This window comes from Paraburkholderia sp. 22098, assembly GCF_052045935.1.
GTDB classification, from domain to species: Bacteria; Pseudomonadota; Gammaproteobacteria; order Burkholderiales; family Burkholderiaceae; genus Paraburkholderia; species Paraburkholderia caledonica.
In genome coordinates this window covers 144,005-158,090 of sequence record NZ_JBQEPV010000011.1, presented here as the reverse complement: position 1 = coordinate 158,090, position 14,086 = coordinate 144,005, and the positions used below count along the sequence as shown (strand labels likewise).

Sequence of the window (14,086 nt, the reverse complement as noted above, 5' to 3'; positions counted from 1 at the left end):
AAAGACATGACTGACTCGAATTCTGACCGCGCGGCTGCACAAAAATCTTTTCGGCGCCTTCTGCTCACCGGTGCCGCCGGCAATCTCGGCACGCAATTGCGCGGCGCACTCGCGGCGTGGGCCGACGTCGTGCGCGTAACCGACATCGCGCCGCTCGGCGAAGTGGCTGACCACGAAGAAGCGGCGATCGTCGACCTCGCAGACGAAGCCGCGGTTCACGCGCTGCTCGAAGGCGTGGATGCGGTGATCCATCTCGGCGGCATTTCCGTCGAGGCGCCTTTCGAAGATCTGCTCGAAGCGAATATTCGCGGACTCTACAACCTGTATTCGGCTGCGCAGAAACAGGGTGTGAAGCGCGTCGTGTACGCGAGCTCGAATCACGCGGTGGGCTTCCATCCAGTGACCGAAGTGGTGGATATCGACGCGCCGTTGCGTCCCGACAGCCTCTACGGCGTGACCAAATGCTTCGGCGAATCGCTGTCGCGCTATTACTTCGACCGCTTTGGCCTGGAGACGGTGTGTCTGCGGATCGGCTCGTCGTTCGAGCAACCGAAGAACCCGCGCATGCTCGTCACGTATCTGAGCTATCGCGACTTCATCGAGCTGGTGCGCTGTTCGCTGTTCACCAATCGCGTCGGCCATGCGATCGTGTACGGCGTCTCGGACAATCGCACGAAGTGGGTCGATAACACAAAGGCGGCGTTCCTCGGCTTTCGTCCGCAGGACAGTTCGGTCCAGTTCGAACATCTCTTCCCCGTCGCGGCTCCGACCGCCGATCTCGACGATCCTACGCAACGCTTCCAGGGCGGCGCATTCGTCCTGGCCGGACCGATGGAGCCAAAACGATGAGCGCGTCGACCAATCCGCGCGTCGAGCGAGTCGAGGCGGCGGGGCAGGCGCCGGCTCTCGTCGGCGAAAGTCCGGTCTGGCGTGTTGCCGAACAGGCGCTTTACTGGGTGGACATTCCAGCGCAAAAAATCGTGCGCCTCGTGGTGGAGACGGGCGAGCGCTCTGAATGGCTGTTGCCGGAGAAGGTCGCGTGCATCGCGTTCGACCGTCGCGGCACGGTACTCGCAGGCTGCGAGACTGCCTTGTTTGCGGTGACCTTGAGCGGAAGTTCGACCGATGCCGCGGCGCAAGCCGTGCGCGCTAGCGAGCCCGTCGAAGTAACAGGACGCAAGCTCGCGGCGCCCGTCTTCCCCTTTGACGACATGCGTTTCAACGACGGCCGCTGCGACCGGCAAGGCCGCTTCTGGGCCGGCACGATGGTGCAGGACATGTCTTTGGCCAATCCAGCCGGTGCGCTCTACCGGTTCGACACGCAGGGCGTGCTCTCGGCGCCGGTTGTCGACGGACTCATTACGCAAAACGGTCTGGGCTGGTCGCCGGATGGCAAGACCATGTATCTGTCCGACTCGCATCCGCTGCGCAGGCAGATATGGACTTTCGACTACGAAGTCGAAACGGGTGAGCCGAACAACCGCCGCGTCTTCGCGGATCTGAACCACTATGTTGGCCGGCCCGATGGCGCCGCTGTGGATGCCGACGGCTGCTACTGGATCTGCGCGAACGACGCCGGCGCGCTATTGCGCTTTACGCCGCAAGGCAAACTCGACCGGCAGATTGCCGTGCCTGCAATCAAGCCGGCCATGTGCGCGTTCGGCGGACGCGATCTCGACACGCTTTTCGTCACGTCGATTCGTCCGGGCGCGGGCGCGAGCGAACATGATGGCCATCTTTTCGCGGTACGTCCCGGCGTGAGCGGCTTGCCTGAGCCCGAATTCGCCGGCGATCTCTAAGTCGCTGCGCACTGTTCTCGCGTAGGGCGCTGGCCTGGTAGCCCGGTCGGCGCCCACTCTTCGCAACGATTAAATTCATCACTCGTCATACAACATTGTCGTGCGGACGCGACGTTTTTCGGTTATTCCGAATAATGTCCGTCGTTCTGCGTGCGTTCTCCACTTATTCGCGCAATCGGGCGCACCGCCTCGCCGGGGCTCGCCCGTGCCCGATTCAGGTCATCCCTGCCGAACTGTTGTTTCCTCGGGTAAATACCGTCTGTACAACTCAAACTGCGTTTTATAGACTTCGTATGTCGTCGTACAACGTATAAGCGCAAACAGACAGCTTTCTGCGCTTTTCGAGATTGCAACGCGATGAATGGCGGCTTTGGCGCGCGCAATCGCTCGCGTGAAAGTGCGCCGACGCAGCAGAAGTACAAGAAGTCGAGTTGTCCGACAGGAGTGCTGATCATTGTGCCGGGGACGTTGCACGGACAGCACGGCAAAGCATTTGCCACCTTAGGAGACCGCGAGCGCCGCACCGGGAGACCCAGCCAAACCATGTCACATCCGGGACCGTCCGTTTGCAGCCGGCCGTTCGCGTTTGGCCAGCCGTCAGCAGCCCTTCGCATCGATTGGGTGTCTATTTTTCAAGGAATGTCATGATGAACAAGAAGTTCGCCTCTTCCCGTGTTTCGTTGATTGTCGCTGCATCGGTGCTGGCCTTTGGCGCCATGTCGGCGCAAGCGCGCGTGTTCCGCGTGTCGGACGTGCACGGCGACACTTACCCGACCAATATGGCCGTGAAGTACATGGGTGAGCAGATCAAGACGGCAACCGGCGGCAAGGATTCCGTGAAGGTGTTCGGCAATAGCGCACTTGGTTCGGAGAACGACACAATCGATCAGGTGCGCATCGGCGCACTCGACATGGCGCGTGCAAACGGTGCGGCATTCAACGAAATCGTGCCTGAATCGATGATTCCGTCGCTGCCGTTCCTGTTCCGCGACATCGACCATTTCCGCAAGGTGATGTACGGCCCGGAAGGCCAGAAGATCCTGGACGCCTTCAAGGCGAAGGGCATGATCGCGCTGACTTTCTATGAAAGCGGTGCCCGTTCCATCTACACGAAAAAGCCTATCCGCACGCCGGCCGACATGAAGGGTCTGAAAGTGCGCGTGCAGCCGTCCGATCTGATGGTCGACGAAATCAGGGCAATGGGTGGTACGCCGACGCCGATGCCGTTTGCCGAAGTCTATACGGGCCTGAAGACCGGCCTCGTCGACGCAGCGGAAAACAACCTGCCTTCTTACGAAGAGACCAAGCACTTCGAAGTCGCGCCGGTCTATTCGGAAACCCAGCATTCCATGACGCCGGAAGTTCTCGTCTTCTCGAAGAAGGTGTGGGACACGTTGTCGCCGCAGGAGCAGGAAATCATCAAGAAGGCCGCGGCCGACTCGGTGCCTTACTACCAGAAGCTGTGGACCGCGCGTGAGAACGACGCGAGCAAGACGGTGACGAAGGGCGGCGCGCAGATCGTCGCATCGTCGCAGATCGACCGCGCGGCTTTCGTGAAGGTGATGCAGCCGGTTTGGGCGAAGTACGAGAAGACGCCGCAAATGAAGCAGCTCGTGGACGAGATCCAGGCAATCAAGTAACGCTCGCACCGCGCTTTCGCGACAGCGGAAAAGCCTTGCAGAAGTACTGCGAGGCTTTCCGCTGTCTGCGCGATTGCGCAACGGGTGACGGAAAGTAGCACGACTAACGAGTAAAAACGGTCCGTCGTAGGCAAGAATGGGGTCAAGAGATTCATGAAACGCCCAAACGATTTTATCTTTCGCGCGCTCGCTGTTATCGCCTCGCTCAGTCTCGCAGGGCTGAGTCTGCTGGTGATCTACAGCGTCGTCATGCGCTACGTGTTTAGCGACGCTCCCGATTTCGTCGAGCCGATCGCACTGTTGCTGGTGATCGTGATCGCGATGTTCGGCGCAGCGCTGAAGGTCCGCGAAGGCGGCCATATCGGGCTCGATTCGCTGGTGAAGAGTCTGCCGGAGAAAGGTCAGCTCGCCGCGCACACGTTCCAGCATCTGTGTCTCATCGCGCTCGCCGTGGCGATTTTCTTCGGCTCGCTGCAGATGGCCGAGACCACGCTGCACGACAAGATTCCAATTCTCGGTTTGCCCGAAGCGCTCCGCTACCTGATCCCGGTCATTGCGAGCGTCTGCATCGCGTTGTTCTCATTCGAGAACCTTCTGACGCTTTTCGCAAAGAAACACAAATAGAACAATCATGGAACTTGCACTCCTCTCTATTAGCTTTATCGTCTTTCTGGTGCTCGGCGTTCCTGTTTCGTTCGCGCTGGGGCTGTCGTGTGTGCTCACGTATCTGTATGAAGGGCTGCCGGCCGCCACCGCGATGCAGTCGATGATCTCGGGGATGAACGCGTTCTCGTTCCTCGCGGTGCCGTTCTTCATCTTCTCGGGCGAACTGATGTTGCACGGGGGCATTGCCGATCGCATCCTGCGTTTTGCGCAGGCAACGGTCGGCCATTTCCGCGGCGGCCTCGGCATGGCGAACGTCGTCGCATGTACGCTGTTCGGCGGCGTCTCGGGTTCGCCCACGGCGGACACGTCGGCAATGGGCGGCGTCGTGATTCCGCTGATGAAGCGCGAGGGTTACAGCGCCGCTTACGCGGTCAACGTCACGACGCATTCGTCGCTCGCGGGCGCGCTGATGCCGACGTCGACGAACATGATCATCTACGCGTTCGCGGCACAGGGCATTACGGGCACGCTGAACGGTGTGCCGATGAGCGGCGTGTCGATCGGCGATCTGCTGTTCTCGGGGCTGCTGCCCGTGTTGTGGGTGATGGGCTTCGTGCTGATCGCCGCGTACTGGCAAGCCGTACGCTACGGCTACCCGCGCCGTCCCGATGGCTCGACCGCACTGCAGCGTTTCCCGGGCTGGATGGCGGTCGCGCGGACCTTCCTCGGCGCATTGCCCGGCCTGATGGTGATCGCGATCATTCTGGTCTGCGTGGCGAAGGGCATTGCAACAGCGACGGAAGCCGCTGCTATTGCAGTGGCTTATTCGCTGGTGCTGACGGTCGTGGTGTATCGCTCGATGACGCTGAAGAAGCTCTCCTTCGCATTGTCGAAGGCCGCGAAGACCACAGGCGTCGTTCTGCTGCTGATCGGCGTCTCGAACATGCTGCGCTACCAGATGGCATATCTGGAGATCCCCGATGCGATCGAGCACATGCTGGACGGCGCGACGAGCATTCCCTGGTTGATGCTGCTCTATATCAACATCATTCAGGTATTCCTCGGCACATTCGTGGACATGGCGGCGCACATTCTGATCACTACGCCGCTGTTCCTGCCGATGGCGATGCATAGCGGTGTCGGTCCCGTGCAGTTCGGCATCATGATCCTGTTGAACTGCGCATTGGGCCTCGTTCACCCGCCGATCGGCTCGGTGCAGTTCATTGGTTGCGCGATCGGCAATGTGTCGATTGGGGAAACTACCAAGGTGGCTTGGCCGTATTACCTCGCTATCTTCAGCGCCATCAATATTGTGACCTACGTGCCGATGTTCTCCACGTGGTTGCCGAGCGTGATAAACGGACACCCGGTTTTCTGACCTGAAATCCCCGATTCACCGGTTGCGCGGTTCAGACAATGACCGGTAGTCAAGAACAATTTTTTAAAGAGGAGCATAAATGAAAAAGGCACTAGCAACCTCCGCCCTTGGCCTGTTCGCCCTTGGCGCACACGCTCAGAGCAGCGTGACGTTGTACGGTATCGTCGACACGGGGATCGGCTACCAAAGCAGCTCGACGACGCTCGGCTCGACTTCGGGCGGCCGCTCGGTTGTCAAGATGAACAACGGCATCTGGGCGGGTAGCCGCTTCGGCCTGAAGGGTAGCGAGGATCTTGGCGGCGGCACGAAGGCCATTTTCCAGTTGGAGCAGGGCTTTAACAGCGCAACCGGCGCGCAGAGCGTGAACGGCCTCGGCTTCAGCCGCCAGGCATGGATCGGTGTGACGAATCCCACGTACGGTACGCTGACGGCCGGCCGTCAGTACACGTCGTACTACACGCTGCTGTCGCCGTATAGCCCGACTACGTGGCTGACGGGCGCTTACGGCGCGCACCCGGGCGATCTCGATTCGCTGGATACGATCTATCGCGCGAATAACTCCCTCGTGTACACGTCGCCGAACATGTATGGTCTGACGGTAAGCGGTTCGTACTCGCTGGGCGGCGTGCCGGGCAGCTTCAACGCCGGCTCGACGTGGAGCGCCGCGGTGCAGTACCTGAACGGTCCGTTCGGTATCGCAGCAGGCTTCCAGCGCATCAACAACTCGACGCCTGGCGGCGGTCTGTGGGGCCCGGACTCGACTACGTCGAACAACGGCGCGACGACCGGCCCGGGTCTTTCCGGCATCACCAACGGTTACCGCACGGCGCAGGCTCAGCAGCGCGTTGCAGTCACCGGCGGCTACACGTTCAACTCGCAATGGGACGTGTCGTTCTCGTACTCGAACGTGCAATACATTCCGGGTGTGAACTCAGGTTTCCGTCATCAGGCGACGTTTAACACGGGTGGCGCAGTGGTGCACTTCAAGCCGATCGGTGCACTGGATCTGGCAGCCGGCTACAGCTACACGCGTGCGACGCAATCGAATGGCATCTCGAGCGCAGCTAGCTATAACCAGTTCAACCTGTCGCAGTACTACAGCCTCTCCAAGCGTACGGGTCTGTATGCGGTGGAAGCGTATCAGCGTGCGAACGGCCAGACGATCGGCAACAACGGCGTGAGCATCATCAACGCGACGGCCAATATCGGCGACGGTCAGAACAGCGCGCCGTCTTCGTCGCGCAGCCAGGTTGCAGGCGGCGTGGGCATCATTCACCGCTTCTAATGGCTTCAGGGTAGCGGCGGCGTGTTGTTACGCCGCCACAGCTACGCATTTAATTCATGCGTCGCTGAGCAATAAAACCGCTGCGCGCACCACGCGCGCAGCGTTTCAATTCAGCTTCCGCTGTCGGACCACAAGCGTCCTCCTGTTGCCCAATTTTCGCGCTTCACGTCGGTGAGAATAATGTCGACCGAATTCGGCTCGACTCCGAGCGATTCGCAAGTCGCTTTCGTGATTGCTTCGACGAATTGGCGTTTCTGTTCCAGCGAGCGGCCTTCGAACAGTTCGATACGAAACGTGGGCATGGTTCGGCTCCGTTGAGAATCTAATTGATATCACGCGCCGCGTAAGCAATTGCGGTAGTCATTGCGCGGTATGGTCAGGGTAATTCAGGTACTAATTGCCCGTCAGTCGCCCGTCAGTCGCGATAAGTCGGGTCGAGCCGGTCCAGCTTGCGCAGCAACGCAGGCCATTCCAGTGTTCCTTCAACTGCGCCGCCGTCATAGAGTTGCTCGGCTGTGCGCGTGGCGACCGCGTCGTCAGGCACGACAAGCGGGGCGCCGCATGCTTGCGCCTGCAACTGGATCTCGCACGCTTTAAGCAACGTGGCCATCAGCACATACGCTTCGGCGACGGTGCGGCCCACGGTCAGCGGGCCGTGATTGCGCAGCAGCATGGCCGGCTTGTCCGCCAGATGCTCCACGAGGCGCCGGCTCTCGGCCGGTGCAAAGGCGAGGCCGTCATAGTCGTGATAAGCGAGCTGACGATAAAAACGCAGCGCGTGTTGTGACGCGGGCAGCAAACCCGCAGGCTGTGCCGACACGGCCACGCCTGTCGTACTGTGCAAATGCATGACGCAGAACGCGTCTGCGCGCGCCGCATGCACGGCGGCGTGAATGGCAAAGCCGGTTACGTTCACCACATGTTCGCTCGCACCGACAATATTGCCGTCGATGTCGATCTTCACGAGATTCGACGCGCGCACCTCGTCGAACGCGAGACCGAATGGATTGATCAGAAAGTGGCCCGGCTCGTCCGGAACGCTCGCGGAGATGTGCGTATAGATCAGGTCGTCCCAACCGTTGAGCGCGACGAGGCGGTACGCGGCGGCCAGGTCGACGCGAGTTTGCTGCTCGGCTTGCGAAGTCGGCCCGGATTGCTCAATGCGGCCTGCGGGTGTGTGGATGAAAGACATACATCTCTCCTGAGGTTGTCTGGTATTCCCCGATCTTGCCTGACAGGCGGAGTCTCAGCGAACAGCACGCTGCCTCAGCCATTGCACGCTCCACGTTGCGGCGACGAAAGGCGCGCTTAGCGCGGCGAAGCCGACGTGAGCCGCCGCCGCTTGCAAAGCCACTGAGATCGCCACGCCGCCGAGCATCCACAAGACACCGCAATCGGTCAGCGCGATCGCGGTAAGGGCGCCGTTGAATCCTAGCAGGCCTGCGTCGAACGAGCTCGCCCCCGCGCCCAGCAGAACATGCAGGCTGCTTGCGAGCGCCGCGCCCATCAACGCGTACAGCGCATGCCGTGCCGATGCCGCCGCGATCCCGAGCAACACGAATGCACCGGCCATTGCGCCCGAGGCGAAGCCGGTTTGCGCGAGACTGGCGAGCACGCCGCCGCCGAACTGCGCCGGGTCGAGCGTAGGCGTTGCTGCGAGACGCGCCGGCTCGGGGCCGCTTGCTGCGATCGGCATCCAGAGCCACGTGACGATCAGGCACGGGCTGGAGAAGTAGCTCAATTGGCGCGCGCGCAGCCATCGTGACCACGGTTCGTGAAGCCATGCCGTTCCCGTGGCTGCGAGAATGGCGACGGCGGCCGCCGTCGCATTGTCGGCGATGAAGCTGAACGCGGCGAGTCCCGCCAATGCGCCGTTAAAGCCGTACAGGCCAGCGCGCAGGTCGTCGTGGGAGTGAGCGGCCAGCATCGCGCTCACGTTGGCCGCGACTGCACCGATCAAGGCAGCACAGGCAAGGCGCGGGTCGCAAAGCATCCAGCCGGCAACGAGGCATGTCCCTGTGAATGCGTTTGCCTGGAGCACGATCTGCCCAAAGCTGCGCAGCAGGGTGCGCAAGGCGGCGGAATGCGCTTCGGTCGCGGCGGCATGCATGGTATCGGTCGATGAGCGTTCGGCGGCGCGCATCTGAAATCGAATGGCGCGCCGGCGGCGAACAGTTGCGAAACGCGAGGATAGGGCACTCGCGCGGCTGTGTGCATGCCCGCGCATTGATAGTGGCTATTTGCAAAGCATCCGCACGATGTGGCGGTAGGCACGCACATCGGCGAGCGCCTCGCGTTCGCGCTACGATATGAAGCGCGACGCGCTTGCTGCGCGTTTCATCATAGGAGGCGATCTGATGCGGGAAGTACGGTGGGCATCGCAAGAGGCCGAGGGAATCGAACACCTGTCGTTCGACGCACGCGACGACGGCTTCGAAGTGGAAAGCGTCGTGGTCGGGCAGCGCTACGGCAAGGCTTACGGGTTGCACTACAAAGTGCGCTGCGATGCGCAATGGCGCACGCGTTACGCATGGCTGAAGATCGTGGGCGGCGGAGAACTGGAACTGCACGGCGACGGCGAGGGCAACTGGCGCGATGGGCACGGCCTTCTGTTGAGCGCGATTGAAGGATGCATTGATATCGACATTGCCGCCACGCCGTTCACGAATACGTTGCCGATTCGCCGGCTGCAACTCACGCAAGGTGAGCGTCGACCTATACAGGTCGCGTACATTTCCACACCGGACTTGCAGGTCACGCGTGTCGAGCAGGCGTATTCGTGCATCGAATTGAATCGCGAGTACCGCTATGAAGGCATATTCCGCGACTTCACAGCGAATATGAAAGTCGACGACGACGGCCTTGTCATTGACTATCCGACGCTATTCACTCGCCTGCCGCGCGAGCGTTGAGCGCGACTGGGCCACCCGGCTCTGCCAGATGTCGCGCCACGAAGCGTTCTATGTGTGCCGCAACTAGTTGCGACTCGCGCAGCACCACCCAATGACCTGCGTCGAGTTCGACGCGGTCATAGGGTCCCAGCCAGGCTTCCTGGCCCACCGACAATTCGGGCCCGACATAGCGGTCATGCAACGGCACGATGAACTGAACGGGCACGTGCACGTGGCGCGCGCGCGGATGCAGGAGTTTGTCGATGAAATTCGCGCGATAGAGGTTCAGTCCGTTGATCGCGTTACGCATCTGCGTTGGGTCACGCGACGCGTCAACGCGTTCCGTGATTCGTAGCCACAGCGGCCACATGCGCACTCCGCCCAGGCGCCAGACCAGTTCAGGGAGCCATGGCAAATGAAAAAAGAAGATGTACCAGGATCTGAGCAATTGACGAATGCTGAAGCGCGGCGATTGCTTCGCCATCCTACGTTTTTTGTGAGTGGCACGCGCGCTGCGCAACGCGACCGAAGCGTAATCGAGGCACGGGCCCGAGATAGAGGTAAACGACCTGATGCGTCCTTTGAACTGCGGGTCGGTTACGGCTTCCCAGCTTTGAATCGACCCCCAGTCGTGGCCGACCAGATGAAAGGGCTGCTGGCCGCAGGTGGCGTTCACGACTGCGCAGAGATCGACGGCGAGTCGTTCAATACGGTATCCGTCGCGTGCGGCCGGCGCTTGCGATGCGCCGGCGCCGCGCACGTCGTAGCTTATGACGCGGTAGCGCGATTCGAGTTGCACGCGCACCCGTTCCCATACGGCGGCCGAGTCCGGATAGCCGTGCACCAGCACGATCGGCGGCGCGTCACGCGGGCCGCTCACGTAGGCCGCAAGCCGCACGTCGCCGGCATCCACCGGCAACGTGTCGCGTATCACGCGGCCGCCTGCGCGCCGCGCCGTGCTGCTCTACGCGAATTCGGGGCGGCCGCGTTGGAGGCGTCCACCGCTGCTACCAGGCCGTCGATACGCGCAAGTTGAGCGCGATTGTCGTGATCCCACGGATGAAAGCCGGGCCGGAAAAAGCTCAGCCATTCAGCGGCTATACGCGGAAAGACGCCATGACGCGGGCCGTACAGGTATTTCACGACGCGCCACATGCCGCGAAGATGACCGCCGCGTTTGCGGTCTGCAATCAGCAGACGGACATGAAAGTCGAACACGATCAGCCAGAAGGTGATCGTGGTGCCGAGCATAACGCCTGTACGTAACAGATAACGCCCGAGTCCAGGCTTGAGTACCGTATTCCACACGTCGTAGGAAACGGCTTTGTGCTCGGTTTCTTCGAGCGCGTGCCACGTCCACATTTGGGCGTAACCGTCGACCGAACCTTCGATGCGTGACGCGTCCTCGAGCAGCAAGCCCGCGAGCATGGCCGTGTAATGTTCGAGGCACACGGTGACGGCCAATTGATACGAATGCGGCAGCACCTTGCGGCCGAAGTTGAGAATCGCCCATAGCCGTTTGTCGAGCTTATGCGCGGGCAAACCGGCTTGTTCCAGCAGATCGTTGTATTCGACGTGCTCGCGCGTATGCATCGCTTCCTGGCCGATAAAACCGAGTACCTGCTTTTTCAGCACCGGGTCGTCAATCTGATCGCGATAGTTGCGCACGCTGTCCATGAAGAAGCGCTCGCCGGCTGGAAAGAGCAGCGAAAGCGCGTTGAAGAAGTGTGTCACATGCGAGCCTTGCGCGTGCCAGTCGCATGCACGGTCCTGCGGGAGGTTGAAGCGTAAGTCGCGGCGAACGGGCATCATGGCCTTTCTCCTCGTGATTCTATGAGCGTCTGGATCGTGCTGTCAGGCGCATACCATCGGGCGCGCACCATCAAGCGCGCCTGCCGGCAAGTTGCGCCGCGCGCCGGGCGCGTTTCTCCGCACTGCGCTTCATGCGCCGCGTTTGCAGCACGACAAGCGCCTGGTAAGCGGCAGGCAACGTGCGCGCGAGCCAGTCGGCGGCGCGTGCATCGCGGCCGATCAGCACGCGCCGCTTATTCCTGCGCACGCCGTCGAGAATCGTACGGGCGGCTTCGTCGGCGCTGGTGATGAAGAACTTCTCGAAATCGTCCTTGCCTTGCTGCTCGTTCTCCAGCATGAAGCCGACCATGTTGGGCGCAATGCGGCTCGACTGCGCGATGCCTGTACGGATGCCGCCCGGATGCACGCAGGTAGCCGACACGCCGCATTTCATCAGATCGAGTTCCTGGCGCAGTGCCTCGGTGAAGCCGCGGACCGCGAACTTCGTCGCGTTGTAGCCGCTCATGCCAGGCTGAGCGAAAAGGCCGAATACACTCGACGTGTTGACGATATGGCCTTCGCCCGACGCCTTCAAATGCGGCAGAAACGCCTTGGTGCCATGCACGACGCCCCAGAAGTTGATGCCGACGATCCACTCCAGATCCGCGTATTCCATACCTTCAATCGTACTGGACAGAGCGACGCCCGCGTTGTTGAACACGAGGTTCACGCGCCGATGCTGCTCGACGGTTTCCGCAGCCCACGCGAACATTGCGGCTCGGTCGGAGACATCGAACACAGCGGTGGTGATCAGCAGCGGCGCGCCGACGATATGTGGCGCGGCGGCTTGCGCAAGTCGAGCGGTCTCCTCGAGGCTCGTCGCGTTGCGATCGGCAAGGGCCAGGTGGCAGCCTTCTCGCGCGAGCCGGATCGCGAGCGAGCGGCCCATGCCGGAACCCGCGCCTGTGATCGCAGCGACCTTATCGTTGAAATGCTTCATTGGTTTTATCTCCCGTCCTCTCTGAATGTGCGTTGTCGTTATGTGTGTTTCAGGTGACGTCAGCCGACGCGGCAGCCTGCGCGCTGCCGTGCACGCTGTGCGGCGAGGCAGTGTGCGCGATCGTTGTCCCGGGCGCTGACGTGAAAGCGAAGTAATCGTCCATACTGAAGATGCTGGTGGCCTGGCGGAATTTGTACGCGAACCCCGGCCACAGCGTGGTGTTCCTGCCGGTTCTCGGATCGAGATACCAGCTCTTGCAGCCGCCCGTCGACCAGATTGCGCGGCCGAGTTTGTGCTGGATCTTTTCGTTGTACGCACGCTCCACTTGCGGGCGCACTTCAATCGCCTCGGCTCGCTCACTGCGCATGGTTTTCAGTGCGCGCAAAATGTACTCGACTTGCGACTCGATCATGAACACCATCGAGTTATGGCCGAGTCCCGTGTTCGGACCCACGATCATGAAAAAGTTGGGATAACCAGGCAATGCCGTGCCGAGATAGGCATGCGCGCCGTCACGCCACGTATCGACGATATCCACGCCGTCGCGTCCCCGCACCACACCTCGCGCGAACGGATCGGCGACCTGGAAGCCGGTGCCGAAGATCAGACAGTCGACCGGATGACGCACGCCGTCACTCGTGATGACCGCGTCTTCGTCGATGCGCTCGATAGCACTCGTCGTCACCGTTACGTTCGCCCGCGATAACGCGGGTAAGTAGTCGTTCGAGATCAGAATGCGCTTGCAGCCCATTGTGTAATTCGGCGTGAGCGTCGCGCGCAATTCCGGGTCGGGCACCTGGCGACGTAAATGCCGCTCGGCGACTTTCTGCGCGGTCTTCATTAGCGAGGGATGGATCGCGAATCCGAGCGCGCGCGATTCGAGCATGCAGTAGAGCGCCGAACGCATGATCTTTTGCGTGAAGGGCACGTGCCTGAAAAGCCACTGCTCGAACGGTCGCACCGCGCGGTCGGCCTTCGGCATGATCCACGGCGGCGTACGCTGGAACACATCGAGATGCGCGACGCGAGATGCGATTTGCGGCACGAACTGGATCGCACTGGCGCCGGTGCCGATCACGGCGACGCGCTTGCCTTCGAGCGGATAGGCGTGATCCCAGTGCTGCGAGTGAAATGCCTTTCCCTTGAATCGTTCAATGCCGGGAATGTCGGGTATCGCCGCGCGCGACAGGCCGCCCATCGCAGGGATAAGTACGCGCGCGGACCACTGTTGCCCGTTGGCGAACCGCAGTTGCCAGCGGTGGTGCGTGTCGTCGTAGATTGCGCTCACGAGTTCATGGCCAAAGCGCAGATGACGCTCCACGCCGAAGCGTCGCGTGCATTCCTCGAGATATGCGCGGATTTCCGGCTGACGCGCGAACATGCGGGTCCAGCGCGGGTTCGGTGCGAACGAAAATGAATAGACATGCGATTGCACGTCGCATGCACAGCCCGGGTAATGGTTGTCGCGCCATGTGCCGCCGACCGCCTCGGCCTTTTCCGCAACCATAAAGTCGGTGAAGCCGGATTGCCGCAAGCGGATCGCCATGCCCAGCCCCGCAAAGCCGGTCCCGATAATGGCGATGTCCGTCTCGACAGGCGCGAGCGCGCCGTGGCGTGCGGCGTCGTGTGGCGTGCGTGCGTTCATCCGGATCGCCTCCTTCTTACGCTGATAACTGTTACATTGATTGATGTAACG

Annotated in this window: 13 protein-coding genes and 1 pseudogene; 7 read left to right on the top strand and 7 right to left on the bottom strand. The window is 61.3% G+C overall.

What is annotated here, in order from left to right; genetic code table 11:
• The first annotated feature begins 6 nt into the window (after positions 1–6).
• The 6 genes from ACTJLB_RS23205 (at position 7) to ACTJLB_RS23180 (ending at position 6,708) form a co-directional block, all read left to right on the top strand.
• On the top strand, positions 7–849 hold the full coding sequence (locus ACTJLB_RS23205) for an NAD-dependent epimerase/dehydratase family protein (protein ID WP_440784579.1): 843 nt from the start codon (positions 7–9) through the stop codon (positions 847–849).
• The gene (locus ACTJLB_RS23200; protein ID WP_440784578.1) at positions 846–1,799 is read left to right on the top strand and encodes an SMP-30/gluconolactonase/LRE family protein; all 954 of its coding nucleotides are present in this window, start codon (positions 846–848) and stop codon (positions 1,797–1,799) included. The genes ACTJLB_RS23205 and ACTJLB_RS23200 overlap by 4 nt, the downstream gene beginning before the upstream one ends.
• 647 nt (positions 1,800–2,446) lie before the next feature.
• A complete protein-coding gene (locus tag ACTJLB_RS23195; RefSeq protein ID WP_020070340.1) occupies positions 2,447–3,439 on the top strand; it encodes a TRAP transporter substrate-binding protein in 993 nt (330 codons plus the stop codon).
• A 153-nt stretch (positions 3,440–3,592) separates the two neighbouring features.
• Entirely contained in the window at positions 3,593–4,063 is a 471-nt protein-coding gene (locus tag ACTJLB_RS23190) for a TRAP transporter small permease (RefSeq protein ID WP_408131178.1), read from the top strand.
• 7 nt (positions 4,064–4,070) lie between these two features.
• Complete coding sequence (locus ACTJLB_RS23185; protein ID WP_020070342.1) at positions 4,071–5,423, top strand: TRAP transporter large permease; 1,353 nt, start codon at positions 4,071–4,073, stop codon at positions 5,421–5,423.
• 79 nt (positions 5,424–5,502) lie between these two features.
• Positions 5,503–6,708: a porin gene (locus ACTJLB_RS23180; RefSeq protein ID WP_020070343.1), complete on the top strand. Its 1,206-nt coding sequence runs from the start codon at positions 5,503–5,505 to the stop codon at positions 6,706–6,708.
• Between the two features lie 110 nt (positions 6,709–6,818).
• Here the strand turns inward: ACTJLB_RS23180 and ACTJLB_RS23175 are convergent.
• The 3 genes and pseudogenes from ACTJLB_RS23175 to ACTJLB_RS23165 form a co-directional block, all read right to left on the bottom strand.
• Positions 6,819–7,019: pseudogene (locus ACTJLB_RS23175) on the bottom strand (4-oxalocrotonate tautomerase); the annotation flags it as partial.
• Between the two features lie 104 nt (positions 7,020–7,123).
• A complete protein-coding gene (locus ACTJLB_RS23170; protein ID WP_440784577.1) occupies positions 7,124–7,900 on the bottom strand; it encodes a class II aldolase/adducin family protein in 777 nt (258 codons plus the stop codon).
• Between the two features lie 54 nt (positions 7,901–7,954).
• On the bottom strand, positions 7,955–8,851 hold the full coding sequence (locus ACTJLB_RS23165; protein WP_440784576.1) for an urea transporter: 897 nt from the start codon (positions 8,849–8,851) through the stop codon (positions 7,955–7,957).
• 214 nt (positions 8,852–9,065) lie between these two features.
• Here ACTJLB_RS23165 and ACTJLB_RS23160 point away from each other — a divergent pair, with 214 nt between their 5' ends.
• Entirely contained in the window at positions 9,066–9,620 is a 555-nt protein-coding gene (locus ACTJLB_RS23160; RefSeq protein ID WP_027804992.1) for a putative glycolipid-binding domain-containing protein, read from the top strand.
• On the opposite strand, the gene ACTJLB_RS23155 is transcribed toward ACTJLB_RS23160, so the two are convergent.
• From ACTJLB_RS23155 to ACTJLB_RS23140, 4 genes are all read right to left on the bottom strand, one after another.
• A complete protein-coding gene (locus ACTJLB_RS23155) occupies positions 9,595–10,533 on the bottom strand; it encodes an alpha/beta fold hydrolase (protein WP_440784575.1) in 939 nt (312 codons plus the stop codon). The genes ACTJLB_RS23160 and ACTJLB_RS23155 overlap by 26 nt on opposite strands.
• Positions 10,530–11,411, bottom strand: coding sequence for a metal-dependent hydrolase (locus ACTJLB_RS23150; protein WP_204523449.1), 882 nt, complete (start codon positions 11,409–11,411; stop codon positions 10,530–10,532). Before ACTJLB_RS23150 ends, ACTJLB_RS23155 begins: the two co-directional genes overlap by 4 nt.
• A 70-nt stretch (positions 11,412–11,481) precedes the next feature.
• Positions 11,482–12,390: an SDR family NAD(P)-dependent oxidoreductase gene (locus ACTJLB_RS23145; protein ID WP_440784574.1), complete on the bottom strand. Its 909-nt coding sequence runs from the start codon at positions 12,388–12,390 to the stop codon at positions 11,482–11,484.
• Between the two features lie 49 nt (positions 12,391–12,439).
• On the bottom strand, positions 12,440–14,035 hold the full coding sequence (locus ACTJLB_RS23140) for a flavin-containing monooxygenase (protein ID WP_440784573.1): 1,596 nt from the start codon (positions 14,033–14,035) through the stop codon (positions 12,440–12,442).
• Between the last annotated feature and the right edge of the window lie 51 nt (positions 14,036–14,086).